This window comes from Rhodoferax sp. P1_F3 (assembly GCF_056405715.1).
Genome location: NZ_JBFUBO010000015.1, coordinates 22,070 through 47,712, shown reverse-complemented (window position 1 = coordinate 47,712; position 25,643 = coordinate 22,070). Strand labels below are relative to the sequence as shown.

Below are 25,643 nucleotides of genomic sequence, written 5' to 3'. Positions count from 1 at the left end.
CCTGTGTTGGCTGTAGCAGCAATACAGTTCTATTTCTGTTTCCATAAACTGTACTGCAAGTGTGCTGTTTTTCAAAGTACAGTGATTCCCATGTTGAACCCATTTGCCCCCGCCGAATTCACCGCGTTGCTGTTGCTCTCCACCGCGGCCAGCTTCACGCCGGGCCCCAACACCACGCTGTCCACCGCACTGGCGGCCAACCTGGGCCTGCAGCGTGCCATGCGCTTTGTGGTGGCGGTGCCGCTGGGCTGGGGCCTGCTGTTTACGCTGTGTGCCGGTGGCCTGGGCGCGCTGGTGGTGGCGCTGCAATTTCTCAATATCAAAGCCTGGATGCTGGGCCTGACGGTCACCGCCGGCTGGCTGGCCGGGCGCGAGGACGCGCTGGCGCGCTACGCCACCATGGGCTCACTGTTGCGCGATTGGCTGTGCGGCCCGGTGGTGGCCGGCGTGGCCACCGCGCAGCGCCTGCGCTGGTTCAACCGCGGCATGTCCACCGTGCTGGTGGCTACCGCCGCCTGGATGGGGTCCCTATGAACTCTCTCAAAAAAGGTCTGTGGCTGGGCGTGCTGGGCGTCACCATCTTTGCGCTGACCCTGCCGATGACGCGGCTGGCCGTGGGCACACCCGATGCGCCGCTGATGTCGGGCATGTTCATCGCGTTCGGCCGCGCCGTGGTCGCCGGTGTACTTTCGGGTTTGCTGCTGTGGTTCAGCCGGGCGCCATTGCCGCCGCGCGATACCTGGGGCGCGCTGGTGCTGGTGGCGCTGGGCGTGGTGTTTGGCTTTCCGCTGTTCACCTCCATTGCCATGCGCCACGTGGAAGCGGTGCACGCCAGTGTGATGGTGGGTGTGCTGCCACTGGCCACGGCGGTGGTGGGTGCCTTTTTGAACCGGCAGCGCCCGTCCACCGCCTTTTGGGTCTGCGCGCTGGCTGGCACGGCGCTGGTGGTGGCGTTTGCGCTCCTACGGTCAGGCCACAGTGGCCTCTCATTGCAGATGGCCGATGTGCTCTTGCTGCTCGCCATGGCCTGTGCGGCGGTGGGCTACGGGTTTGGTGGACGTCTCTCGCAGCGCATGCGCGCCGAGCATGTGATTTGCTGGGCGCTGCTGATTTCGCTGCCCATTAACCTGCCCTTGGCCGTGTGGCAGTTTCCGGAACACAATTTACCAGCCAGCGCCTGGATGGCGTTTGCCTATGTGTCGGTGTTTTCCATGTGGCTGGGCTTTTTCGCCTGGTACAAGGGCCTGGCCCTGGGCGGCACCGTGCGGGTGAGCCAGGTGCAGCTGCTGCAGCCGTTTTTGGGCATGCTGTTTGCCGTGCCGATCTTGGGTGAGCGGCTGGACGCTGTCACCGTGGGCTTTGGTGTGGCGGTGATTGCCACCGTCTTCATTGGCCGGCGCATGCCGGTACAAACTGTTGTGAAAGGTGCTCCCGCATGAATCCCGAAACCCTGTTGGCCGCCAGCTTGTTTGCAGTGGTGAGCTCGGTCACCCCCGGCCCCAACAACGCCATGCTCATGGCCTCGGGCGTGAACTTTGGCTTCAAGCGTTCGCTGCGGCATCTGCTGGGCGTGAACCTGGGCTTTTCGTTCATGGTGCTGTGCGTGGGCCTGGGCCTGCACTCGGTACTGGACCGGTTTCCGCAGTTTTACGACGTGCTGCGCTATGCGGGCTCGGCCTACATGCTCTGGATTGCCTGGAAGCTGGCCAGCGCACAACCCGGCAGCAGCGCAGACACCCCCACCGATGTAGCTGCACGGCCCATGGGATTTTGGGCAGCGGCAGCCTTCCAGTGGGTCAACCCCAAAGCCTGGGTGATGGCCGTGACCTGCATGAGCACCTACCTGTCGCCCAACGCCGGCCTGCCACAGGTGGCGCTGCTGGCAGGGCTGTTTCTGGTGCTGGGCGGGCCTTGCTCGGCCTTCTGGGTGGGCTTTGGTCAGGCCATGCGCAGCCTGCTGCAAAACCCCAAACGCCTGCGCATTTTCAATATCACCATGGCGTTGGCCCTGGTCGCCTCGCTCTACCCTATGCTCATGTCCTGAAAGAACACTGGAACCGCTATGACACAAACCCACTGGACCCTGGCCGAACGTGCCGCCAAGATGAACCCCTCGGTGATCCGCGAGATCCTCAAAGTGACCGAGAAGCCCGGCATCATCAGCTTTGCTGGCGGCCTGCCCAGCAGCAAAACCTTCCCCGTGGCCGAGTTTGAAGCGGCCTGCGCCAAGGTGCTCAAAGACGACCCGGCCGGTGCCCTGCAATACGCAGCGTCCGAGGGCTATGGCCCGCTGCGCGAGCTGGTGGCCCAGCAGCTCAAGGCGCAAAGCGCCGCTGCCGGTGTGACCTGGAACGTCGACCCCAACCAGATTCTGATCACCACCGGCTCACAACAAGGCCTGGACCTGGTGGCCAAAATCCTGATCGACAAAGACAGCAAGGTGTTGGTCGAATCCCCCACCTACCTGGGCGCGGTGATGGCATTTATGCCCATGGAGCCCCATGTGGTGAGTGTGGCGAGCGACGACGAAGGCCTGAACATGGCCGACCTGCGCGACAAGTCCAAAGATGCGCGCTTTTTGTATGTGCTGCCCAACTTCCAGAACCCCACGGGGCGCAGCATGACCGAGGCCGGCCGTGCAGCCCTGAGTGCTGAGGCCGCCCGCAGCGGCCTGCCCATCATGGAAGACAACCCCTACGGTGACCTGTGGTTTGACCAAGCGCCCCCCGCCCCGCTGACCGCGCGCAACCCCGAAGGCGGCATTTACCTGGGCTCGTTCTCCAAGGTGCTGGCGCCGGGCCTGCGCATGGGCTTTATCGTGGCGCCCAAGGCCGTGTACCCCAAGCTGCTGCAAGCCAAACAAGCGGCCGACCTGCACAGCCCCGGCTTCAACCAGCGCCTGATTTTTGAGGTGATGCAAAACGGTTTCCTGGACCGCCATGTGCCCACCATCCGCAGCCTCTACAAGTCGCAACGCGACGCCATGTTAGAGGCACTGGCGAAGCACTTCCCTGAATCGCAAGGGCCCCACGCCGCCAACGCCGACAGCACCTTCACCTGGAACACCCCGGCAGGTGGCATGTTCTTGTGGGCACGCCTGCCAGCCGGCATGAACGCGGTGGACCTGCTGCCCCACGCGGTAGACAAGGGTGTGGCCTTTGTGCCTGGCGCGCCGTTCTATGCTGGCAACGCCGATGCGCGCGCCATGCGCCTGAGTTTTGTGACGCCCAGCGTGGAAGAAATCCATCGCGGTGTGGCCGCGTTGGCCGAAGCCATCCACGCCCAACGGAGCTGACCGTGGCTGTACACATCTGGGGGCGCTTGTCCTCGCTGAACGTTCGCAAGGTGGTGTGGGCCGCGCAAGAAACCGGCGTGGCCTTTACGCGCAGCGATGCCGGCATGGCTTACGGCGTGGTGAAAACGCCTGAGTACCTGGCCATGAACCCCAACGCCCTGGTGCCCACGCTGCAGGACGGTGACTTCACCCTGTGGGAGAGCAACGCCATCGTGCGCTACCTGTGCGCCAAGTACGGTGACGCCACGCTCTACCCCCAGGACCTGGCCGCACGCTTTGACGCCGAGCGCTGGATGGACTGGCAGCAGACCACGCTGAACCGCGAGAGCGGCGCCGCCTTTGTGCAGTGGTTCCGCACGCCGGCCGACCAACGCGATGCCGCCGTGATCGCCAGATCCACCGCAGCCACCGAGCCCGCCATGGCCCAGCTCAACGACCACCTGGCCGACCACGCCTATGTGGGCGGCGCGCAATTCAGCATGGCCGATATTCCCGCGGCCTGTGATGTGCACCGCTGGTTTGGTCTGCCCCAGCCGCGGCCCGCCTGGCCGCACCTGGAGCGCTGGTTCGCCAGCATCCTGAGCCGCCCGGCTACCCGCGGCGTGCTTGACCTTCCCCTTTCATAACCTCGTAACCGTTAACCACCTTCAGAAAGCCCACCGTGCCACAACAGCGCCCCTTCGCCCAAGTCGATGTGTTCACTGCCCAACCTTACCTGGGCAACCCCCTGGCCGTGGTACTGGACGGCGCGGGTGTGAGTGACGAGGCCATGCAGGCCTTCGCGCGATGGACGAATCTGAGCGAAACCACCTTTGTGCTGCCACCCACGCCCGAGGCGGCGGCCCAGGGTGCTGACTACCAAGTGCGAATCTTCACGCCCGGACTGGAGCTACCCTTTGCCGGCCACCCCACGCTGGGCAGCTGCCACGCCTGGCTGGAAGCGGGTGGCAAACCCAAAAATGCCAAGCGCATCGTGCAGCAGTGCAAGGGCGGGCTGGTGCAGATCTGCCGCGATGGCACGCGCCTGGCGTTTGCCGCGCCAACCCTGCAACGCAAAAACCCCAGCCCCGGCTTGCTGGCCCAGGTGGCCGCGGCGCTGGGCCTAAAAGCCGCGCAAGTGGTGGCGGCGCAAACCCTGAGCAATGGCACCGACTGGATGGGCATCCTGCTGGACGACCGCCAGACCGTGCTGCAGCTGCAACCCGACCACCTGGCGCTCAAACACCTGGGCGTCAAGGTGGGCGTGGCCTGCATGCCCTCCGCCGCGACCACCCAACACGGCGTGGCCAGCGAGATGGAAGTGCGCGCCTTTGCCCCCATGGAAGGCATTCAGGAAGACCCGGTGAGCGGCAGCCTGAACGGCAGCCTGGCGCAATGGCTGATTGCCGACGAATACATGCCCAAAAAGTACGTGGTGGCGCAGGGAACCTGCGTCCAGCGCGAAGGTCGGGTTCACATCGAGCAGGACAGCAGCGGCCAGGTCTGGGTGGGCGGCGATTCGGTCACCTGCATCCGCGGCACCGTCGCCCTCTAATTTCATTTCACGTTTCAGGAACGCCCATGCGCCAACGCCTTTTCAAGCAGGTGGACGTGTTCACCGCCCAGCCCTACCTGGGCAACCCGCTGGCCGTGGTGCTGGACGGCACCCACCTCAGCACGGAAGACATGCAGAGCTTCGCCCGCTGGACCAACTTGTCGGAGACCACCTTTCTGCTGCCTCCCAGCCCCGAGGCCGCGGCCCGGGGCGCGGACTACCGGGTGCGCATCTTCACGCCGGGAGACGAGTTGCCTTTTGCCGGCCACCCTACATTGGGCAGCTGCCACGCCTGGCTGCAGGCCGGCGGTGCGCCCAAGGCGGCAGATGTGATCGTGCAGGAGTGCGCCAAGGGCTTGGTGAAACTGCGCCGTGACGGCACACGTTTGGCCTTTGCCGCGCCCAGCCTGCAGCGCAGCGCCCCCGATGCCGCGCTACTGGCGCAGGTAGCCGCAGCGCTGGGGCTGCAGTCGCAGCAGATTCTGGCCGCGCAGTGGCTCAACAACGGCCCCACCTGGCTGGGCCTGCTGCTCGACAGCATGGACACCGTGCTGCAACTGCAACCCGACGCCGCCGCCCTCAAGGGCTTGGTACCTGGTGTGGGTGTAGCCGGCATGGACAGTGCGCCAGCAGCTCCTGATTTGATAGTGCGCAGCAACCGCGAAGCCCGCGCCTTTGGCACCCGCAGTGGGGATGCACAACACCTGGAGGCAGAGACACCGTCGGTAGAAGTACGCTTCTTCGCACCCGATATCGGCGTGCTGGAAGACCCGGTCACCGGCAGCTTCAATGCCAGCCTGGCGCAGTGGCTGATTGCCGACGGCATTGCGCCAGCGCACTATGTGGCGGCCCAAGGCACCTGCATCAGCCGTGCAGGACGCATCTATATCGACCAGGACGACACCGGCCAGGTCTGGGTCGGCGGCGATTCGGTGACCTGCATCGACGGCCAGGTGACGCTGTGATAGCCGCGCTGGACGCGTGGTTTCACGCACCGCTGGCAGCCCAACTCGCACTGGCCTGGACCACCTATCTGGTGGGCGCCGGCAGCCCCGGGCCCAGCAACATGGCCATCATGGGCATGGCCATGAACGCCGGACGCAAGCCCGCGCTGTGGTTGGCAGCCGGCATCTTGAGCGGCTCCTGGTTCTGGGGCGTGCTGGCAGCCTTGGGCATCTCGCAATTGCTGGCCAGCTTTACCGCCGGGCTTATCGCCATGAAGGTGCTGTGCGGGCTCTATTTGCTGTGGCTGGCGTTCAAGTCAGCACGCGTGGCGTGTGCGCCGCATGCCGCGTTGTCGGCCACCCAGGCTGTCAATGCCACCCCGCGCCAGCTTTACCTGCGCGGCCTGGGCATGCACCTGACCAACCCCAAAGCGGTCCTGGCCTGGCTGGCCACCGTTACCGTGGGCATTCCGGCCAACGCGTCGCCCCATCTGGCCTGGGTCGTGGTGGCGGGCTGCATGGTCATGGGTATCGACATCTTCACCGGCTACGCGCTGGCGTTCTCCACCCCGGCCGCGCGGCGCGTCTATGCCGCCTCGCGCCGCTGGATGGAGGGCCTGCTAGCCGCCGTGTTCGGACTGGCCGGGCTGCAACTGTTGCGCACCAGCACCCACGCGCATTGACCCTTTGTTTGTCTGGAAAACTCATGCCCGCTAACGCCCTGCTCCCCACGCTGCCCGAGATCGAAGCCGCCGCCCAGGTGGTCTACCGCGAATTCGGCCCCACACCGCAGTACCGCTGGGGGCAACTGTCTGATCTGCTAGGCACCAGCTGCTGGGTCAAGCACGAAAACCACACGCCCGTGGGCGCCTTCAAGATCCGTGGTGGCCTGACCTACTTTGACCAATTGGCGCAACGCGGCGCGCTGCCTGCCGAGGTCATCAGCGCCACGCGCGGCAACCATGGCCAAAGCATCGGCTGGGCCGCACGCGCCCATGGCGTGGCCTGCACCATCGTCGCTCCACACGGCAACTCGGTGGAGAAGAACGCCGCCATGCGCGCACTGGGTGTCACGCTGATCGAGCACGGCGCCGACTTTCAGGAAAGCCGCGAATACGCAAAGGGTTTGGCGAAAGAGCGCGGCGCCCACATGGTGCCCAGCTTCCACCCCGACCTGCTGCGCGGCGTCGCCACTTACTGGTGGGAGTTGCTCAAGGCAGCGCCAGACATCGACGTGATCTACGTCCCCATCGGTCAGGGCAGCGGCGCCTGCAGCGCCGTGGCCGCCAAACGGGCACTAGGCCACAACACCCACATCGTCGGCGTGGTCAGCGCGCACGCCACCACCTATGCCGACTCGCTGAAAGCTGGCGAGGTGGTCGAAGCCCCGGTCACCACCCAGCTAGCCGACGGCATGGCCTGCCGCGTGGCCGACCCCGAGGCGCTGGGAATCCTGATGGGAGAAATCGACCACATCGTGCAGGTGACAGACGCCGAAGTCGCCCAAGCCATGCGCCAGATCTTTGCCTGCACCCACAACGTGGCCGAAGGCGCGGGTGCTGCCAGCTTCGCCGCGGCTATGCAGGAACGCGAAAACCTGCGCGGTCAGACCGTGGGGATTACGCTGTGCGGCGGGAATGTGGACTCGGTGGTGTTTGCCGAGGTGCTACGAAATCAATAGCTACTCGCGCTTATTGGCCGAGGGCTAACACCACTATTAGCCACAAACCCAGCACAGCGAGGAAGTTGACCGTAAACACCACGCCCCGCAGCCGCACATTGCGCGTCAATATCTGCACCGCACTGTGCAAAACGCGGCCCGCGATAAAAATCCACGCCAGCACCAAAGCCACATAGCCCGGCTGCGACTGCAACAGAAGCAGGCAGGCGACATGGAAGAACAGCGGCCATTCAAACTGGTTGGACAGGTTTGCACTGATGCGCGGCTCCATGTCCGCCCACGGGTTGCTGCCATCTGCGCGGCGGCCGAAGCCCCAAACGGCGGGAGCGCGGGCGACCGTGAGCAGGGCGTAGAGGAAAGCTGCGAGGGCCACATGCGCGGCCATGGGAAGGATCAGGGAATGGGGCATATGAGAAATATCAACGGGTCTAGAACCCACCTCACTTGAATTCGTAGTCCAGCTCGTAAAAGTGCTTGCCATCCACGATCTCGATGTCCATCTGACCGGAAATGCCCACCAACTCACCCGTCCCCGAGTCCGGCACGATCTGCACTTTCAGCGAGCGCTCGCCAGCAGCCATTAGCCCCAGGTGCACCAAGGCAAAGCTGCCGCTACGCCCGTCCAGCGTACCCACAATGCGCTCAAGCGCCACATAGCCCGCAGACGTGGGCTGCGGCGTGCGCGCGGCCAACATGTGCACGGTGCTGGTGGCGCTGAGCGGCCCCGTGAAGGTTTTGGAAATGCTGGCACGCGACAGCGTGACGCCCTCCACCGTGTCGTACGGCGGCTCACCCTGCATGGTGACTTCAAAGGTGCTTTTGACTTTCATGGGCACAAGCTTACCGGCTCAGGCACCGTTGTGCCAGCCCTCCCCATGGCACGACCATTTCGCAAATACGCTAAATCACGAGGCGTGTGCAGACCGGGTGAACCACGCTGTGCGGAAAGAATGTGGACTCGGCGGCGTCTCCCAAGGTACTACGGAACTAGGGAACCCTTGACTACAGACAACGCAGAACAACACGTGAGCTAGAGTTCTTCATCGTCCTCTCCGAGGAGTTCGTCCAAGATGCCGTCAATGTTAGAAACTTTCTTCCTAGCTGTATCGAATAAGTCGAACAGTGCGGGCGTCTCAGTTGGTGTCTCCCATAAGGATCGACCTTCCCTGTCCAAAATCGCAAGAACGATTTTGTTCGTCCAATAAAAACGTTCATGCTCACCGTCGTAAGCTTGATAGCGATGCTCATAAAGCCCGAATCTTTGCCCTTTGTACGATGTCAGCATGAACATGGGTATGTAGTCGTCCGTCCCCCTTAAGATGGCCCTAGGTGCATCTTGAACTTCCCACTGAATTTCTCCAAGTGAAGTTAGTTTGTTGAGTTTGATGACCAGGTTTGTGATTTTTTCGTCCGAGTTCATCATTTATTCCCATTTCATATTTTTGGAGACCTGCGTCAAACTGCTGAGACAAGACTGTATGTCTGAGTAGATGTCCCAAGCCTCTTCTGCATTTGGATAGTGCGGATTAGAGAAGCTTTTCGCCGCAGAGGCTAGCTTCTCTTGAATTCTTGAAATCTCCTTTTTTTCGGAACCAGACAACATTGGCAGTGCAGACTTCAAAAGAGTGACTGAAACCTTTATATGGCTCCTAGCCTCGTTTCGCTGCTTAGGCCAAGTGCCCAAAATGGAACTGAGCGCTGACCCAGTCTTGGTCAACTCTTTGATGATGTCTGGCAAACGCGCCCTCGCCAGAAAGTTGGCTTTGATGCGTGTTACCTCGTACAGCGTATATGCGGTGATCAGGAAACCGAGAAATGAAAGCCCGGTGTTTATGTCCTGAGCCCACTGCGGAAAAAAACTATTCAACACATCCCCTTTGTTTAGATCGGCTCTGATAAGTTTGGAAACTAGGAGTACGTTGCGAACAAGCCTCGCTTTTACCCTTTCGCTTAGACCGATTCCCAAGTCCTCAATTTATAACTGACTTCGGTTCTCGATCTACTGAACCACACTTGGGAATGGAATACTGATCCAACCTTTGTCAGAACATTCACTCGTTCGCTGCTAATTCAATAGCCTCTGTCACCCCAATTACAGGGCCCCACTGCCAATCAGCTTAAATTCTGCGCATGGGAAATCTCTATCTGGTACGCCACGGGCAGGCTTCGTTTGGGGCTGCGGACTACGACAACCTCAGCGAACTCGGCCACCGGCAGAGCGCGCGGCTAGGGGAATACTTTGCACACAAGGGGCTGCAGTTTGACGCGGTCATCGTCGGCACACTGCGTCGCCACGCGCAGACCTGGGCGGGCATTGCCAAGGGCGCGGCGCTGACGCACGAGGCACTGGAATGGCCAGGCCTGAATGAGTACGACAGTGCGGCGGTGATCAAGACCATCCATGCTGCCCCGTTGGAAAAGCCCGACTCCCCCGAGATGTACCGCCACCACTTCCGACTGCTGCGTGATGGCCTCACGCAGTGGATGAACGGTGTGGTCAGCCCCATCGGCATGCCCAGCTACAGCGAATTTGTGCTGGGCGTGACCAGCATGCTGGACCATGTGCGCCAGCACCACACGGGCAATGTGCTGGTGGTGAGCAGCGGTGGCCCGATCTCTACCGCTGTGGGCCATGTGCTGGGAACCACGCCAGAGACCACGATCGAGCTGAACCTACGCATTCGCAATGCCTCGGTCACCGAGTTGGCCTACACGCCCAAACGCCACATGTTGGTGACCTACAACACCCTGCCTCACCTGGACGACGCGCAGTACGCGGACTGGGTCACCTACTCCTAGCCCGCTGTCCACCGGGCTCCGCGCCCATAAGCCAACTGGCACGCCTTGTGCTTGGAACCCTCTGTTGGACCGTCCAGAGGAAAACAATGCACCGATTCGGAACGAAGTGGCTGGCCCCGTTGCTGGGAACGTGTGTTTTGGCATGGAGTGCGTTCAGCTACGCCCAGGCGACGGCCCCCGCAGGCGCGGCCTCTGACGCGCCACCGGCCGCCGTCATGGCAGCCGCCTCGGATGCCCCTGCGGTACCCGTGGTAGCCGCTCCACCGGTTACCCCAGCCCCTCCCCCTCCTCCTCCCAGCAAACCCGGTTTGGTGGCGCAAGACACGATCAACGGCGCCGACACCGCCTGGATGATGACCAGCACGGCGCTGGTGCTGCTGATGACGCTGCCCGGTATTGCCCTGTTTTACGGTGGCATGGTGCGCAAGAAGAGCGTGATCAACGCGATGGCAAGCGTAGTGGCGATCACCGCCATGGTCAGCCTGCTGTGGTTTGCGGTGGGTTACTCACTGGCCTTTACCCCCGGCAGCAGCTGGCTGGGTGGCACCGACCGCCTGTGGTTCAGCGGGCTCAATTACCTGAAGGAAGCCGGCCAGGTGGCCGTAAGCCACGTGGCGCCCAACGTGCCCGAGTCGGTGTACGCCATGTTCCAGCTCACCTTTGCCATCATCACCGCGGCGCTGGTCGTGGGTGCGTTTGTGGAACGCATGCGCTTCTCGGCCATGCTGTGGTTCATCGGCATGTGGTCCATCGTGGTCTACGCACCCATTGCCCACTGGGTGTGGGAACCGGGCGGCTGGCTGGTGCAGATGGGCGTGCTGGACTTTGCAGGCGGCTCGGTGGTGCACATCAACGCCGGCATCTCGGGTCTGGTGTGCGCCTACATGCTGGGCGCACGCAAGGGCTACGGCAAAGAACCGTTCGAACCCTTCAACCTGGGCCTGACCATGGCCGGTGCGGGCCTGCTGTGGGTGGGCTGGTTTGGTTTCAATGCCGGCTCGGCCGTGGCGTCTGACGGGCGCGCGGGATTGGCCATGGCGGTCACGCACATTGCGGCCTCAGCGGGCGCCATCTCGTGGATGCTGGGCGAGTGGATCATGCGCGGGCGCCCATCGCTGCTGGGCCTGTGCTCGGGCTTGGTGGCGGGGTTGGTGGCCATTACACCGGCGGCTGGCTTTGTGACCCCGCGCGATGCGGTCATCTTTGGTGCTGTGGCGGGCTTGGCGTGCTACTGGGGCGCCACGGGACTCAAGCGCATGCTCAATGCCGATGACTCGCTGGATGTGTTTGGCGTGCACGGCATTGGCGGCATCGTGGGCTCGCTGATGACGGGCTACTTTGCCAGCAAGACGATTTCTGGCGTGACCGGCAGCGTGGCTACGCAGGCCATAGGTGTGGCGGCGGTACTGGCGTACAGCGGCCTCATGAGCTGGGTGCTGCTGTGGGTGACCAAAGTGATTGTGGGCTTGCGGGTGGACGAGAACTCCGAACTCGTGGGCCTGGATGTCTCCCAGCACCGGGAGCATCTCGGAACCTGACGGTGAAACTCAAAGGAGTGTTGCATGTTGAACAGTGAAAAACTGGCGATAGCCGCCCATTTGCACGTGCTGTTGCGGCGCAAGACCGGGCGCGTGACCGACACCGAATGGATGGCCAGCAACACCGAGTACGCTGCCGAGATCGTGCGCTTTGCACGCGCCAGTGCCGAGGAAGACGGCCACACCGACCTGGCCGATTGGGCCGCCAAGCTGGAACTGGCTATGGTGCCCGTGCAGCCCCAGCGGCCCGTGCGGGACCGGCTATTTGGCGTTGTTGGCGGCAACACCAAGCCCGCCCCCCTGCCCGGCGCCTCCGACTCGTTGTTCGGTGCCACCGAAAGCGAAGCACACCGCTACGTCCGCGGCATCCGTTAGCCTGCAGACAGTGCGGCACCAAAGTCCGCGCACAATGCTGTGGATGCATACCTACCGCACCACCACTCTCCCCGCACTGGCTTTGCTGCTCCTGCTCAGCCTCAGCCAGGCTACCTGGGCCAAGCCCGCAAAACTACACACGCTCGCCAACAGCCTGGGTATGACGCTGGTGCGCATTCCTGCGGGCAGCTTTCGCATGGGCAGCGACGAGTCGGTGGAGCGCCTACAAAAGGCCTACCCGCTGGCAGAGCGCGAGCGGCTGGAAGCGCTGAAAGACGAAGCCCCGGTGCACACCGTGCGCATCAGCCATGCGTTTTACATGGGGCAGACGGAAGTGACCGTGGGCCAGTTCCGGCGTTTTCTGCAGGTGTCAGACTACGTACCTGAATCAGAGGCCGATGGCACTGGAGGCTACGGCTACAACCCCGACTACGACCCCACCAAGAGTGTGCGCGGCGATGCCTTTGAAGGCCGCGACCCGCGCTACAGCTGGCGCAACCCCGGCTTTGCACAGGACGACAACCACCCCGTGGTCAACATCACCTGGAACGACGCGCAGGCCCTGGCGCAGTGGCTGAGCCAGAAGGAGGGCCGCCACTACCGCCTGCCCACCGAGGCCGAGTGGGAATACGCGGCCCGCGCCGGCACCCGCACGCGCTACCACAGCGGCGACGCACCGCTGTCGCTGCTGAAGGTGGCGAACACCTTTGACGCCAGTGCCAAGCCCTTCTGGCCCAGGTTTGCAGCCAACGCGCTGGCGGGCGATGATGGCTTTGCCTTCACGGCTCCGGTGGCCAGCTTCAAGCCCAATGCCTTTGGCCTGTACGACATGCATGGCAACGCCTGGGAATGGACCAACGATTGGTATGGCGAGGACTACTACGCGCATTCCCCGACCACAGACCCGCAGGGCCCCAAGGAAGGCAATGTGTATGTGCGCCGCGGCGGCTCTTGGCACACCTGGGCGCTGTATGCGCGCGCCAGCTACCGAAACTGGAATTCACCGCAGACCCGCTACACGCTGGTGGGCATGCGACTGGTGATGGACGCGCCGAACTAAGCCCTAGTTGCGCAGTGTGTCGGCCGGCAGCCAGTGGATTTCGGCCAGCGTCTGCGCCAGCGCGCGGCCTGCCGCGTCCAGCACGGCGCGGCCTTTGTCGGCCGTGGCCGCTGCGGCATTGCCCACCGCACCAGCCGCGTTGTAGTCTTGCATCTGCCAGCCCAGCTTGGCGCTTTTTCCATTGCCCAGAATGGCAAAGCGTTTGGCACGGTCTTCGGACGTCGAGGCAAAGTTTTGCGCCTGCGCCATCACCACCTGGTCCGGCGCCAGCGCCAGCATCATCGAGGTTTCGATCTCACCGGCGTGGATACCAAAGCGATGCTCATGCGCGCTGAACAGCGCATTCACGTCTTCACCCGCCGGGCCAGTCAGCGGCAGGCCAAACCAGTTCACGCTGTAGACCAGCATGCTAAAGCGTGCGCGCAGGTCGCGCGCCACCACATCCAGCAAGCCTACCTGACCGCCATGGGAGTTGAGCAGCACCAGTTTTTTCACACCCGTGGCCGCCACGCTCTCGCCGAGTTCGGTCCAGAGGCGGATCACGGTGTCGGCCTTCAGCGTCAGCGTGCCGGGAAAGCGTGCGTGTTCAGGGCTGAAGCCCACGGCCTGCGTGGGTAAAAACAGGGCGGGAACGTCTGTCGGAATGTGCGGCACGGCAGCGGCCACCACGCCATCGACCAGGGCCGTGTCCACGCGCAGCGGCAGGTGCGGACCATGCTGCTCCGTGGCAGCCACCGGCAGCACGGCAATGGTGGCGTCCAATCGCCCGGCATCACGCTGCTGCGTAAAGTCGCGCGTGCTCCAGTCGGCCCAAAAACGGGAAGGGTTTTGCATGCGCCTATCTTAGGCCAGGCTAGGTGGCCAGCGCCTCGGGCTCCACACTCTCCATGGCCAGCACGGGCGCATGGCGCGGCAGCAGCAAGCTAAAGGTGGCGCCCTCGCCGGGGTTGCTAGCCACGTGCACCGTGCCGCCCAGCGAGCGCGTCACCAGGTTGTAGACAATGTTCAACCCCAAGCCGCTGCCACCCTGGCCCAGCTTGGTGGTGAAGAAGGGGTCAAACACCCGCGGCAGATGGGCCGACGGAATCCCCGCCCCGTTGTCGCTGACCTGCAGGCGCACGGCGCCATCAGGCGTAAGGCTGGCCGCCACCTGCACGCAACCCTGGTCCACGCCGTCAAACGCGTGGAGCAAGGCGTTGTTGATGAGGTTGGTGATGACCTGGCCCAGCGGACCGGGGTAGCTGTCCATGACGATGTCGGGCGCGATGTCGCAGAGCACACGGTGGTTGGACTTGCGGATGGTGGGGCCCAGCGTGAGCAGGATTTCGCTCACCGTCGCGTGCAGGTCAAAGGTGCGGCGGTTCAGGCTGGTCTGGTCCACCGCCACCTGCTTGAAGCTGGACACCAGCTCGGCCGCATGCTGCAAGCCGCGCATGAGGATGCCCGCACCCTGGCGCGTGTTGCCCACAAACTCTTCCAGCCGGCTGCGCGTGAGGCCCTGGGCCATGCTGCTGGAGAAAGCGTTCGCGTGGTCTTGCAGCGTACTGGCCACGGTCAGGCTGTTGCCAATGGGCGTGTTGAGCTCGTGCGCAATGCCGGCCACCAGCGAGCCCAGCGCCGACATTTTTTCAGCCCGCACCAGTTCGGCCTGGGCCACCGTCAGCTGGGTCAGCGTGGCCGAGAGTTCTTGCGTGCGCTCTTCCACGCGGTGCTCCAGCGTGGCGTTGAGCTGCAGAATGTTTTCTTCGTAATGGTGTTTGGCGGTGATGTCGTCAAACGCCATGATCAGCACCCGGTCGCTGCCCAGCTGCACCACGCGCCCGGACAACTCGCACAGCATGGGCTCGCGGGATTGGCCGCGTTGCATCCAAGATTTGAATCCCTCCAGCTCGCCCGTGGCCTCCAGAATGCGCAGCGCCTCCTGGCGCGAGGCCATGTCGCGCCAGATGCCGATATGGGCACCGTTGGAGCCGATCACGGCCCCGCGATCCAACCCGAACACGCGCACCCAGGCGGAATTCACGTCCACGGTCAGCACATCGGGGTCCACCATGGAAACCGACATGGCAATGGGCGAGGCATCAAAAATGGCGGCGAACTTGGTCTGGCTCACGCGCAGGGCTTCTTCGGTGCGTTTGCGTTCGGCCAGCTCGGTTTGCAGGGCCGCGGTTTTTTGCGCGCGCTCGGACATCAGGGCCGCCAGGTCGGTGCGCATGGTGTCCAACGCATGGGCCAGCTCGCCCATCTCGTCCTGGCGCTGCCAGGCCAGGGGTTGGTCCAGCTCGCCGCGGGCCAGGCGCGAGGCGTCTTCGCGCAGCTGCAGCAGGGGTTTGAGCACACGCCGGTTGAACAGCGGCCAGATGAACAGGAAGGCCAGCGCCATCTGCACCAGCAGGGCTAGCATGAAGCGCATCAGGTCCTGGCGCATTTCGCGCTCGATGCGCTCAGGGCTCATCTCCACGGTGAGCCGGCCTACGCGCGCGCCGTTGTACGAGATATCGCGCTGGTCCGTCAGCGTGGGGACGGTGGGCACAGCCTCGCTGTGCTTGCGCACAAACACGTCGCGGAATTCGTCGGTCACGGTGACACTGACCACATCGGGGTTGCGCATCACGGCGTCCACTAGCTCGCTGGCCACGCCGCGGTCCAGGTTCCACACCGCCACGGCCATGCCGCGGGAGAGCACTTCGGCGTACTGGCGCATGGGAGCTTCGACCCGCAGTTTGACCTCGGTTTCGAGCTTGCTGGTGACCTGAAAGTAGGCGAGAAACAGGGCCGGCAACAAGATCCCCAGCGCGGCCCCGAGCATCAGCGTCTGGCGCAATGACAGACTCGGAAATTTCCCCGCAAAGCCGTTTTTTTGGACCAACCTGACGCCCCCTGAAATGGAATATCACACCGCCGTGCGCAAAGTATCGTTGGGCAACTTGGGTATGGTCAAGCAAAAGGCACGCCGCAGGTGCCCCCTATGATGCCGCCATGTCTTCCCCGCGCCCTCGCAATGCCACTGGCGAATCCTTCTTTGCCTGGGAGGGCGACACGCTGGTGGTGAACATCCTGGGCAAGCCCGCCGCCAGCAAGGACGCCATTGGCAAGCCGCTGGGCACGCAGCTCAAGGTCAGCGTGACAGCCGCCCCCAAGGACGGTCGGGCCACGGACCACATGGTGCGTTTTCTGGCGCCGCTGTTTGGCGTGGCCGTGGCCGACATCACCGTGGTGTTCGGACGCGAGAGCGTGCACAAACAACTGCGCATCCGCGCGCCCAAAAAACTGCCCACGGTGTTCACGCAATAAGACCGCCCCGGAACTTTCGACCGCCCAACCGCTCCCACACCGCAATGATCTCTCGCGCTCCTCTCTTCTCTCGCCGCTGGGCACTTGTATTTGCTTCTTTTTTGATAGCTGCCAGCGCAATGGTGACGGGGGCTAGCGCCCAAATTTCCATACAAACCACAGGCAGCAGCATGCCCAGCACTGCCAGCAGCGTGGTGCAGACCGAGCAGGTACGTGCCGAGCTGGTGGCGCACGCGCCCGACGGCGTGGGCCCCGGCAAAACCGTGTGGCTGGGCCTGCAGCTGCAGCACCAGCCGCACTGGCACACCTACTGGAAGAACCCCGGCGACTCCGGCCTGCCCACGCAACTGCAGTGGACGCTGCCGGCCGGTGCCACGGCCGGCGACATTGCCTGGCCCACGCCACAAAAAATCGCCATTGGCAGCCTGGCCAACCTGGGCTACGAGGGCACGGTGCTGCTGCCCGTGCCCGTCACGCTGGGTGCCGACTTCCGCCCCGGTGCGCTGGCGCAGGACCTGGAGGTGCGCCTCTCGGCCAGCTGGCTGGTATGCCGGCAAGAATGCATTCCGCAGGAAGGCCGGTTTGCGCTGCGCCTGCCACTGCGCAGCTCCACCGCCGGCCAGGCGGCCGACTTCGCCAAGGCCTGGGCCGCAGCCCCCCAAACCTTTGCCGGCAAGGTAACCGCCCAGGTGAACGCCCAAGCCATGGCGTTGCAGGTCAGCGGCCTGCCCGCTGCCTGGCACGGCAAGGCCGTGCAGGCCTTTCCCGAAACCGCCGAGCTGCTGAACACCCCGGCCCTGCCCGCCACTGGCGACCGCGTGGCCAGCCAAACCGCCAGTCGCGCGGGCGAACAGGGTTGGCAGGATGGTGTGTGGACCGCGTCTGTGCCGCTCTCGCCCCAGCGCTCCACCAGCCCCGCCACCGTGGCATGGGTGCTGGTGCAGGGCGATGCGCGGCTGCGTGCCGAGGTACCCGTGACCGGCACCTGGCCCAAGACCGACGCCCCCGCCCAGGTATCGCCCGCGCTGCAGGCCGCGCTGGATGCGAACGCCCAGGTGCCCGCGGCGAACGCCGTGCCCGGCAGCCTGCTGTGGGTTCTGGTTACCGCGCTACTGGGAGGGCTGATCCTCAACCTGATGCCCTGCGTGTTCCCGGTGCTGGCCATCAAGGTGCTGGGCTTTGCGGCGCAGATCGGTCAGTCGCGCGCGGCGCAGCGCGCCCAGGGCCTGGCGTACACGGCGGGTGTGGTGCTGTCGTTTCTGGCGCTGGGCGGCCTGCTGCTGGCGCTGCGCGCGGGCGGCGAGCAGCTGGGCTGGGGCTTTCAGCTGCAGTCGCCCGGCGTGATCGTGGCGCTGGCGCTGCTGTTCACACTCATCGCGCTGAACCTGGCCGGCTGGCTGAACGTGGGCAGCGTGCTGCCGCAGCGCCTGGCCACGCTACAGCTGCGCCACCCAGTGGCCGAGGCTTTGTTGTCCGGCGTGCTGGCGGTGGCCGTGGCGTCTCCCTGCACCGCGCCGTTCATGGGCGCGTCGCTGGGCTACGCCATCACGCTGCCGGGCGCACAGGCGCTGGCCATTTTTGCGGCCCTGGGCCTGGGCCTGGCGCTGCCCTACCTGCTGGCCAGCTGGGTGCCCACGGTCGGCCGCTGGTTGCCCAAGCCCGGCGCGTGGATGGACACGCTGCGCCACTTCATGGCCTTTCCGATGGCGGCTACCGTGGTCTGGCTGGTGTGGGTGCTGGGGCATCTGAGCGGGGTGGACGGCGCCGGCAGCCTGCTGCTGCTGATTCTGGGCCTGTGCATGCTGGTTTGGTCACTGGGCCTACAGGGCCGCAGCCGCATGCTGCTTGCTACTGTTTCCATAGCTGCTTGCGCACTGTTTGCGGGGGCTACTGGCCAATATGCTTTGAAATCTGACGTCGAAGCAGCCACCACGGCGACCACTGGCCAGATCCAACCCGGCTGGCAGGCCTGGGCACCCGGCAGCGTGCAGGTGGCGCTGGAGCAGGGTAAGCCGGTGTTTGTGGATTTCACCGCGGCCTGGTGCATCACCTGCCAGGTGAACAAGAAGACCACACTCAACAACGCCGAGGTGCAGGCCGACCTGGCCGCCAAGCAGGTCACGCTGCTGCGCGCCGACTGGACCCGGCGCGACCCCGCCATCACCCAGGCGCTGCAGGCGCTGGGCCGCAGCGGCGTGCCCGTCTACGTGCTGTACGCGCCCGGCAGGGCGCCCGTGGTGCTGTCCGAAATATTGACGCCCGGCGAGCTGCGCAGCGCCATTGCCACCCTTTAGGGAGCCACCATGAACACGCCCCTGACCGAAGCGCAAACCATCGCCCATCTCGTCAGCAAGCCCCTGACGGTGACCGTGGTGGGCCTGTCCCCCAAGCCCCACCGTGACAGTTTTGGCGTGGCGCAGTACATGCAGGCGCACGGATGGCGCATCGTGCCGATCAACCCCAATGCGAACGAGATCCTGGGCGAAAAGGCCTACCCCACGCTGACGGAAGCCGCCCAGCACGAACACATCGAGCTGGTCAATGTGTTCCGCAACAGCGACGACGTGCCGCCCGTGGTGGACGAGGCGATTGCCGTCGGCGCACCCGCCCTCTGGCTGCAACTGGGCATTGCGCACGAGGTGGCCGCGGCCAAGGCGCGGGCCGCGGGCCTGCTGGTGGTGCAAAACCACTGCCTGAAGGTGGAGCACGCGCGCCACGCCTGAGCCTGCAGCGGCTTGCGCCAGCGCAAGGCCGGGGTGGCCTTGGCCTGCGACAATCGGTCTATGACCGACACCACCTTCGACACCCTGCACAACCCCACGTTTTTGCAAGCCTGCATGCGCCAGGCCACGCCCCACACCCCCGTGTGGCTGATGCGCCAGGCCGGGCGCTACCTGCCCGAGTACGTGGCTACGCGCGCCACCGCCGGCAGTTTCATGGGCCTGGCCACCAACCGCGACTACGCCACCGAGGTCACCCTGCAGCCGCTGGACCGCTACCCGCTGGACGCGGCCATCCTGTTCTCCGACATCCTGACCGTGCCCGACGCCATGGGCCTGGGCCTGTCGTTTGCTCAGGGCGAAGGCCCGCGCTTCGCATTCCCCGTGCGGGACGAGGCTGCCGTGGCCAAGCTCGAAGTGCCCGACATGGCCAAGCTGCAATACGTGTTTGACGCGGTCAGCAGCATCCGCGGCGCGCTCACGCAAGACGGCAAAGGCCGCGTGCCTCTGATCGGCTTCAGCGGCAGCCCCTGGACACTGGCCTGCTACATGGTCGAGGGCAAGGGTTCGGACGACTACCGCCTGGTCAAGACCATGCTGTACAGCCGCCCCGACCTGATGCACAAGATGTTGGCCATCAACGCCGACTCGGTGGCGGCCTACCTGAACGCGCAGATCGACGCGGGCGCCCAGGCTGTGATGATTTTTGACAGCTGGGGCGGCGTGCTGGCCGACGGCGCGTTCCAGAGCTTCAGCCTGGCCTACACCGCACGCGTGCTGGCCCAGCTCAAGCGCCACGGGGCCGACGGCAAGGTGGTGCCGCGCCTGGTGTTCACCAAGGGCGGCGGCCTCTGGCTGCAAGACATGAAGGCACTGGACTGCGACGTGCTGGGCCTGGACTGGACCGTGAACCTGGCCCAGGCGCGCGCCTTGGTGGGCGGCGCCGAATACGCGCCGGGCACCAGCGGCCCCGGTAAGGCCCTGCAGGGCAATATCGACCCCAACGTGTTGTTTGCACCGCCCGCTGCTATCGAATTGGAAGTGGCCAAGGTGCTCGACAGCTTTGGCACCCCATTCCAGGGCGCGGGCACCGGCCCCACGCACATCTTCAACCTGGGCCACGGCATCAGCCAGTACACGCCGCCCGAGCATGTGGCGGCGCTGGTGGCCGCGGTGCACAACCACTCCAAGCGCTTGCGCGGGTAATTTCATTACCACGATTCATGCACCAAACCAAACTCCAAGAAACTTACTTATGCACAAAAATGGGGGTGCTAGGGTTATCCCTTCCCCCGCATGGGGGATGGGCGCTATAAAAGCCATAGCGCTCGTAAGTGCTTGATTTATAAGGACTTAAAAGTTTGCTTTTTTTCTGGGCATCGCAAGCAAACCCTTGATTTACAAGGCTCCAGCCCCTGCCGGACAGACATATCAACAAAGTTATCCACAGAAAACGTGAACGGCCTGTAAAGTTCTTTTAAATCAAGTACTTAGCCCTTATTTCGCCAGTTCACATCAATAAATTACCCCAAGTGCCGTTTCATCCCACAAATGCCTTTCCGGGCACGGTGCAGACCCCATGAGCTGCTGGTTGCCGGTGCTGGTCAACACCCCCGCGCATGCAGCTTTGGGGCCGGTGCTGACCTACCAAAGTGAGCAGGCACTACCTGCCGGCACGCTGGTGCGCGTACCCCTGGGCAGCCGTGAAACCCTGGGCGTGGTGTGGAACGGGGCGGGGGCCGAGGCCACCGGCGAGTTCGATCCGGCCAAGGTGCGGGCCATTGCCGGCGCGCTGGAAGGCATCGCCCCGTTGACGGCCCAATGGCAACAACTGCTTACATTTGCCGCCAGCTACTACCAGCGCTCGGCCGGTGAAGTGGCGCTGGCCGCACTGCCGCCGCAACTGCGCGAGCTCTCGCCCGAACAGATGGCCCGGCGCCTCAAGCGCGCCAAGCCCGTGGCGGGCGCCAGCGGTGCCGTGCTGGCCGCACCCGTGCTCACGCCCGAACAGGCCACGGTGATCGGCCAGATCGACGCCCACCCGGGGCCGTTTTTGCTGTTTGGCGCCACCGGCAGCGGCAAGACCGAGGTCTACCTGCACTGCGTGCACAAGCTGCTGGCGGCGGACCCGGATGCCCAGGCCCTCATCATGGTGCCCGAGATCAACCTCACGCCGCAGCTGGAAGAACGCTTCAAGGCGCGCTTTGCCCCGCTGTATGGCGAGCACGCGGTGGTCAGCCTGCACAGCGGCATGACCAACCCGCAGCGCCTGAAAGCATGGCTGGCCGCGCACGGCGGCGTGGCGCGCATCGTGTTGGGCACGCGCATGGCGGTGTTTGCCAGCCTGCCCAAACTGCGTCTCATCGTGGTGGACGAGGAGCACGACCCCAGCTACAAGAGCAGCGAAGGCGCGCGCTACTCGGCGCGTGACCTGGCCGTGTACCGTGGCAAGCTCGAAGGCGCCAAGGTCATCCTCGGCTCGGCCACGCCCTCGCTGGAGAGCTGGCACCAGAGCCGCCCGGCAGAAGAAGGCGGGCGCTACCTGCGCCTGCACATGCCGTCGCGCGTGGGCGAAACCTCCAGGCTGCCGCTGGTGCGCCGCGTGGACATGAACCACCAGCCGCGCAAGGCCGTGTTCTCCACCCAATTGGTGGATGCCATCAAGGACCGCGTGGCGCGCGGCGAACAGTGCATGGTGTTTTTGAACCGCCGCGGCTATGCGCCCGTGCTGGCCTGTGACGACTGCGGCTGGAAAAGCGAGTGCCCGCACTGCAGCGCCTTCCGCGTGTTCCACAAAATCGACCGCACGCTACGCTGCCACCACTGCGGCTTCACCGAGCGCGTGCCGCGCGCCTGCCCCACGTGTGGCAACGTAGACATCAGCCCCATTGGCCGCGGGACCGAGCAGCTGGAGGAGCACTTGGCCGAGCTGCTGGTGGACGTGCGGCGCCCGGGCTCGATCACGCCCGACAAGCCCGAAGGCGAGCACCTGCGCATTGCCCGCATCGACGCCGACTCCACCCGCCTCAAGGGCGCGCTGGAAGAACAGCTGGCCGCCGTACACGCGGGCGATGTGGATGTGCTGGTCGGCACGCAGATGATTGCCAAGGGCCACGACTTTCGCCGTATCACGCTGGTGGCGGCGGTGAACCCCGACGGCGCGTTGTTTAGCAGCGACTTCCGCGCGCCCGAGCGCCTGTTCAGCCTGCTCATGCAAGCCGCCGGCCGTGCCGGGCGCGATGCGGCTCTGGGCGCGCAGAGCGAGGTGTGGATACAAACCTTCCAGCCCGCCCACTCGCTGTACGCCGCGCTCAAGGCGCATGACTATCCCGCGTTCGCCACCCAGCAGCTGCTGGAGCGCGAACAGGCCGCCATGCCCCCGTTCAGCGCCCAGGCCCTGGTACGCGCTGACGCCAAAACGCAGGAAGCCGCGCAGGCGTTTCTGAACGCCGCACGCAGCTTCGCACAGACCGAGATGCTGGAGTGGGAAGGCTGGGTCCCGGTGTTGGACCAGCTCACGCTGTACCCTGCCGTGCCCATGACCATTCAGCGCATCGCCAACGTGGAGCGCGCCCAGATGCTGATCGAGAGCCCCTCGCGCGCGGCGCTGCAGCAGTTTCTGAACGGCTGGCAAAGCGTGCTGCACGCCACCCGCGCGCAACCGGAGTGCAAGGGGCTGATCCGCTGGGCGATTGATGTGGATCCACTGGCGATTTAGAGCCTTTTAGGCCTCTAGCCCTTGCGAAATATGCGCGAGCAGCTATTGTTTTGATAGTGCTCGGATAGTTTGCAGGGTTTGTGCGCGACCGGGTGGGCGGGCCGGTGAACCGGGTATCCGTTCTCTGGCCCAGGCTCGCCGTCAACCGGAGTTGGTTAGCCTGCGATCGCTCATCAACACGGTGAAGGCGTACTCCCTCTGTGGCAACGGCGAATCGGGCCGACGCCCGGACACCCAATTCACCAGCCTGAGAAGGTGTTGGCGTGCAAACCCTGCGCTCCAACATTCGCTCTGAGGCCGGTAGTGGGGCCCGCGGGCGCAGGTTCGATTCGCGGTTGCCACAGAACAGGCGCGCCAACCAAGGCGTTAACGCAGAAGCCTCAACCCACCAAGAGAATCCGCCCGCGAGCTGAACCGGAGAACGCGGGCCACGCTACCGGCCGTGCCTACCCGCAGGCGCGAATACAGCGCCTCAAAGAACTTAGGACTTGTCAGAAGCCCCAGGCAAGGGCAAGACCTCGGGGCGCACCTCATTGGCTTGCACATCCACCACGTCCTCCGCAGAGGGCTGCGCAAAGCCGCCCTGGCGTGACCAACCGCCCGCACTGAACTGCTGCGAGGCCTGGCGAAAGCGGGTGAAGGTGGTGAAGAGCGCGGGCTTGCGGCCCCTGAGCAGGGACCAGAGCACGGTAAGCAGCGCGGCAGTGACCGCCAGCGACAACAAGGCCAGGGCAAACAGGCTGACCCACACGACCAGCACCAGCTTAAACACGCGGCGCAGCACGTAGGCGACAAAATTCAGGATCGTTTCCATAGGCCCATTTTGCACAGTACGCTATGGCCCCAGCGAAATTGCGGTTTGAACTGATATTGCGAGGAAGAAAAATGCCATTTGCCGGTTTGGGTCTGCACATCCTGATTGCCCTGTTCTTTGCCGTGCACGCGGTGCGCAGCGGCCAGCAGTTGTACTGGCTGTTTGTGCTGTTTTCGTTCCCCCTGCTGGGCAGTGCCGTCTATTTCCTGGTGATCTACCTGCCCAATTCGCGGCTGGAACGGGGCGCCCGCCAGGTGGTGGCCGCGGCAGCCAAGACCCTGGACCCAACCAAGGAGCTGCGCGAAGCCCGCGCAGCCTTTGACTACACCCCCACCGCGCAGAACCAGATGCGGCTGGCGGCCGCGCTCCTGGGCGGCGGCCTGGCCGAAGAGGCAGCGCTGAACTACGAGGCCTGCCTCAAAGGCCCGTTTGCCACGGACCTGGATATTCGCCTGGGCGCGGCCAGCGCCTACCTGGCCTGCCAACGCGCGACGGACGCCATCACCCACCTGCAGTTCATCCGCCAGACCGATGCGGGCTTTCGGGCGGAACAAGTCAGCTTGCTACTGGCCCAGGCCTACGCGGCGGCAGGCCAGCGCGCCGAGGCGCAGGCGGAATTCGAATCGGCCGTAGCCCGCTTTGGCACCTTTGAGAGCCGCGCCGAATACGCGATCTGGGCTTGCAACAGCGGCGACCACGCGCTGGCAGCACGCCTGCAACCCGAGCTGCAGCAAACCATGGACCGCTGGAGCCGCCATACCCGCAGCATGAACCAGTCCCTGATTCGCCGACTCAACGCCGCCTACGCGCAGGTAAAAGCCAGCTAAATCCCCACCATCAGCGCAACCGCGCCGGAGAAGGTGAAGAACGCCGCGGCGGTGGACACCAGGATGATGCGGGCGATGCGCCCGTTGTCCGCGCCAAAGCGCTCGGCCAGCAGTGACACATTGCTGGCGCTGGGCAAGGCGGCCAGCAGCACCAGCACGGTGAGCGCAAATTTGTCGATGGGCACCCCCAGCCCGATGGCGGACACGCCCACCAGCAGCACCAGCAGCGGGTGCAAGAACAGCTTGATCAGCGCCACGGGCACATATTCCTGCCAGTGCACCTCGTGCGACTTGTCGTCTTTGGCCAGCATCTGCGAGCGGGCCAGCACCGCGCCGATGGTGAACAGCGCCACGGGCGACGCCGCGTCGGCCAGCAAGCCTACGGTGGCCACCACGGGCTGAGGGAACTCAATCTGCAGAGCAGATACCAGCGCGCCTAGCAGGATGGACCAGGGCATGGGGTTGGCAGCCACACCCTTGAGGGCATTTTTGGCAGCCTGCGCGGCCGATACGCCGCCAGCGGCCGCTTTCTCGCCCAGGCGCGAGAGCGCAATGCACAACGACGAGGTGAATACCATGTCCACCAGGATGGTGACGATGGCCGGGCCCGCGGCCTGGGCGCCCAGCAGCGCCACCAGCAGGGGCACGCCCATGAAGCCGGTGTTGGGGAAGGCGCCCACCAGCGCGCCGAAGGCGGCGTCGTTCCACCCAATGCGGCCATGCAGCGTGACCGCCACCACAAACGCCACCATGACCAACGCGCACAGCAGGTAGGTCAGCGCCACGCTGGGGTCCAGCAGCTGGGCAATCGGCGTGCTGGCGCCAAAGCGGTACAGCATGCAGGGCAGCGCAAAGAACAGCACAAAACCGTTGAGCCCGGGGATGGCCGCCAGCGGCAGCATGCCGCGGCGTGCGGCGACAAAGCCACAGAGCACCAGGGCGAAAAAGGGGAAGGTAACGGTCAGGATTTGCAGCACGGACTCCATTGTCGCGGGGATTTACACCCACCCGTTAAGATGGCGCGCTCGCTTCTGTGCCTTCTCT

27 protein-coding genes are annotated in these 25,643 nt (G+C 64.5%); 19 read left to right on the top strand and 8 right to left on the bottom strand.

Annotation, left to right across the window (positions count from 1 at the left end; genetic code table 11):
- The first annotated feature begins 90 nt into the window (after window positions 1–90).
- The 9 genes from AC1DZ5_RS19600 to AC1DZ5_RS19560 are packed head-to-tail and all read left to right on the top strand — an operon-like array spanning window position 91 to window position 7,454.
- The gene (locus tag AC1DZ5_RS19600) at window positions 91–534 is read left to right on the top strand and encodes a hypothetical protein (RefSeq protein WP_477892160.1); all 444 of its coding nucleotides are present in this window, start codon (window positions 91–93) and stop codon (window positions 532–534) included.
- The gene (locus AC1DZ5_RS19595) at window positions 531–1,439 is read left to right on the top strand and encodes a DMT family transporter (protein ID WP_477892158.1); all 909 of its coding nucleotides are present in this window, start codon (window positions 531–533) and stop codon (window positions 1,437–1,439) included. The genes AC1DZ5_RS19600 and AC1DZ5_RS19595 overlap by 4 nt, the downstream gene beginning before the upstream one ends.
- Complete coding sequence (locus tag AC1DZ5_RS19590) at window positions 1,436–2,044, top strand: LysE family translocator (RefSeq protein WP_477892156.1); 609 nt, start codon at window positions 1,436–1,438, stop codon at window positions 2,042–2,044. Before AC1DZ5_RS19595 ends, AC1DZ5_RS19590 begins: the two co-directional genes overlap by 4 nt.
- Before the next feature lie 18 nt (window positions 2,045–2,062).
- Window positions 2,063–3,295 carry an aminotransferase-like domain-containing protein gene (locus AC1DZ5_RS19585; protein ID WP_477892154.1) on the top strand — a complete coding sequence of 411 codons (1,233 nt, stop codon included), beginning with the start codon at window positions 2,063–2,065 and terminating at the stop codon, window positions 3,293–3,295.
- Window positions 3,296–3,297: 2 nt separating this feature from the next.
- The gene (locus tag AC1DZ5_RS19580; protein ID WP_477892152.1) at window positions 3,298–3,921 is read left to right on the top strand and encodes a glutathione S-transferase family protein; all 624 of its coding nucleotides are present in this window, start codon (window positions 3,298–3,300) and stop codon (window positions 3,919–3,921) included.
- A 35-nt stretch (window positions 3,922–3,956) separates the two neighbouring features.
- Window positions 3,957–4,829, top strand: coding sequence for a PhzF family phenazine biosynthesis protein (locus tag AC1DZ5_RS19575; RefSeq protein ID WP_477892150.1), 873 nt, complete (start codon window positions 3,957–3,959; stop codon window positions 4,827–4,829).
- Window positions 4,830–4,855: 26 nt separating this feature from the next.
- Window positions 4,856–5,794, top strand: a complete 939-nt coding sequence (locus AC1DZ5_RS19570; protein WP_477892148.1) for a PhzF family phenazine biosynthesis protein — start codon at window positions 4,856–4,858, stop codon at window positions 5,792–5,794.
- The gene (locus tag AC1DZ5_RS19565) at window positions 5,791–6,456 is read left to right on the top strand and encodes a LysE family translocator (protein WP_477892146.1); all 666 of its coding nucleotides are present in this window, start codon (window positions 5,791–5,793) and stop codon (window positions 6,454–6,456) included. The genes AC1DZ5_RS19570 and AC1DZ5_RS19565 overlap by 4 nt, the downstream gene beginning before the upstream one ends.
- A 23-nt stretch (window positions 6,457–6,479) precedes the next feature.
- A complete protein-coding gene (locus tag AC1DZ5_RS19560) occupies window positions 6,480–7,454 on the top strand; it encodes a threonine dehydratase (RefSeq protein WP_477892144.1) in 975 nt (324 codons plus the stop codon).
- Window positions 7,455–7,464: 10 nt separating this feature from the next.
- Here the strand turns inward: AC1DZ5_RS19560 and AC1DZ5_RS19555 are convergent, their stop codons facing one another.
- The 4 genes from AC1DZ5_RS19555 to AC1DZ5_RS19540 form a co-directional block, all read right to left on the bottom strand.
- The gene (locus tag AC1DZ5_RS19555; protein WP_477892142.1) at window positions 7,465–7,839 is read right to left on the bottom strand and encodes an MAPEG family protein; all 375 of its coding nucleotides are present in this window, start codon (window positions 7,837–7,839) and stop codon (window positions 7,465–7,467) included.
- 55 nt (window positions 7,840–7,894) lie between these two features.
- Window positions 7,895–8,284 carry a DUF3224 domain-containing protein gene (locus tag AC1DZ5_RS19550; protein WP_477892140.1) on the bottom strand — a complete coding sequence of 130 codons (390 nt, stop codon included), beginning with the start codon at window positions 8,282–8,284 and terminating at the stop codon, window positions 7,895–7,897.
- Window positions 8,285–8,484: 200 nt separating this feature from the next.
- Window positions 8,485–8,874 carry a hypothetical protein gene (locus tag AC1DZ5_RS19545; protein ID WP_477892138.1) on the bottom strand — a complete coding sequence of 130 codons (390 nt, stop codon included), beginning with the start codon at window positions 8,872–8,874 and terminating at the stop codon, window positions 8,485–8,487.
- A 3-nt stretch (window positions 8,875–8,877) separates the two neighbouring features.
- Window positions 8,878–9,324, bottom strand: coding sequence for a hypothetical protein (locus AC1DZ5_RS19540; RefSeq protein WP_477892136.1), 447 nt, complete (start codon window positions 9,322–9,324; stop codon window positions 8,878–8,880).
- Window positions 9,325–9,584: 260 nt separating this feature from the next.
- Here AC1DZ5_RS19540 and AC1DZ5_RS19535 point away from each other — a divergent pair, with 260 nt between their 5' ends.
- The 4 genes from AC1DZ5_RS19535 (at window position 9,585) to AC1DZ5_RS19520 (ending at window position 13,226) form a co-directional block, all read left to right on the top strand.
- Entirely contained in the window at window positions 9,585–10,253 is a 669-nt protein-coding gene (locus AC1DZ5_RS19535) for a histidine phosphatase family protein (protein WP_477892134.1), read from the top strand.
- Between the two features lie 86 nt (window positions 10,254–10,339).
- Window positions 10,340–11,791 carry an ammonium transporter gene (locus tag AC1DZ5_RS19530; protein WP_477892132.1) on the top strand — a complete coding sequence of 484 codons (1,452 nt, stop codon included), beginning with the start codon at window positions 10,340–10,342 and terminating at the stop codon, window positions 11,789–11,791.
- Between the two features lie 24 nt (window positions 11,792–11,815).
- Window positions 11,816–12,166 (top strand): hypothetical protein, encoded by a 351-nt coding sequence (locus AC1DZ5_RS19525; RefSeq protein ID WP_477892130.1) that lies wholly within the window; start codon window positions 11,816–11,818, stop codon window positions 12,164–12,166.
- 34 nt (window positions 12,167–12,200) lie between these two features.
- The gene (locus AC1DZ5_RS19520; protein WP_477892128.1) at window positions 12,201–13,226 is read left to right on the top strand and encodes a formylglycine-generating enzyme family protein; all 1,026 of its coding nucleotides are present in this window, start codon (window positions 12,201–12,203) and stop codon (window positions 13,224–13,226) included.
- 3 nt (window positions 13,227–13,229) lie between these two features.
- On the opposite strand, the gene AC1DZ5_RS19515 is transcribed toward AC1DZ5_RS19520, so the two are convergent.
- Both AC1DZ5_RS19515 and AC1DZ5_RS19510 read right to left on the bottom strand, forming a co-directional pair.
- Window positions 13,230–14,060, bottom strand: coding sequence for a creatininase family protein (locus tag AC1DZ5_RS19515; protein ID WP_477892126.1), 831 nt, complete (start codon window positions 14,058–14,060; stop codon window positions 13,230–13,232).
- Window positions 14,061–14,079: 19 nt separating this feature from the next.
- Entirely contained in the window at window positions 14,080–16,050 is a 1,971-nt protein-coding gene (locus tag AC1DZ5_RS19510; protein ID WP_477892124.1) for a sensor histidine kinase, read from the bottom strand.
- Between the two features lie 155 nt (window positions 16,051–16,205).
- On the opposite strand from AC1DZ5_RS19510, the gene AC1DZ5_RS19505 reads away from it, so the two are divergent.
- The 5 genes from AC1DZ5_RS19505 to priA all read left to right on the top strand — a co-directional run bounded on the left by AC1DZ5_RS19505 (window position 16,206) and on the right by priA (window position 22,958).
- Entirely contained in the window at window positions 16,206–16,520 is a 315-nt protein-coding gene (locus tag AC1DZ5_RS19505; protein WP_477892122.1) for a DUF167 domain-containing protein, read from the top strand.
- A 44-nt stretch (window positions 16,521–16,564) separates the two neighbouring features.
- Complete coding sequence (locus AC1DZ5_RS19500; protein ID WP_477892120.1) at window positions 16,565–18,814, top strand: protein-disulfide reductase DsbD family protein; 2,250 nt, start codon at window positions 16,565–16,567, stop codon at window positions 18,812–18,814.
- 9 nt (window positions 18,815–18,823) lie between these two features.
- Window positions 18,824–19,243 carry a CoA-binding protein gene (locus AC1DZ5_RS19495; protein WP_477892118.1) on the top strand — a complete coding sequence of 140 codons (420 nt, stop codon included), beginning with the start codon at window positions 18,824–18,826 and terminating at the stop codon, window positions 19,241–19,243.
- 60 nt (window positions 19,244–19,303) lie between these two features.
- Entirely contained in the window at window positions 19,304–20,446 is a 1,143-nt protein-coding gene (hemE, locus tag AC1DZ5_RS19490) for a uroporphyrinogen decarboxylase (protein WP_477892116.1), read from the top strand.
- Between the two features lie 373 nt (window positions 20,447–20,819).
- On the top strand, window positions 20,820–22,958 hold the full coding sequence (gene priA, locus AC1DZ5_RS19485; protein ID WP_477892114.1) for a replication restart helicase PriA: 2,139 nt from the start codon (window positions 20,820–20,822) through the stop codon (window positions 22,956–22,958).
- Window positions 22,959–23,439: 481 nt separating this feature from the next.
- Here the strand turns inward: priA and AC1DZ5_RS19480 are convergent, their stop codons facing one another.
- Window positions 23,440–23,772 carry a hypothetical protein gene (locus AC1DZ5_RS19480; protein WP_477892112.1) on the bottom strand — a complete coding sequence of 111 codons (333 nt, stop codon included), beginning with the start codon at window positions 23,770–23,772 and terminating at the stop codon, window positions 23,440–23,442.
- Window positions 23,773–23,843: 71 nt separating this feature from the next.
- Here AC1DZ5_RS19480 and AC1DZ5_RS19475 point away from each other — a divergent pair, with 71 nt between their 5' ends.
- Window positions 23,844–24,599, top strand: coding sequence for a hypothetical protein (locus AC1DZ5_RS19475; protein WP_477892110.1), 756 nt, complete (start codon window positions 23,844–23,846; stop codon window positions 24,597–24,599).
- Here AC1DZ5_RS19475 and AC1DZ5_RS19470 read toward each other — a convergent pair.
- Window positions 24,596–25,576: an AEC family transporter gene (locus AC1DZ5_RS19470; RefSeq protein ID WP_477892228.1), complete on the bottom strand. Its 981-nt coding sequence runs from the start codon at window positions 25,574–25,576 to the stop codon at window positions 24,596–24,598. The genes AC1DZ5_RS19475 and AC1DZ5_RS19470 overlap by 4 nt on opposite strands.
- Between the last annotated feature and the right edge of the window lie 67 nt (window positions 25,577–25,643).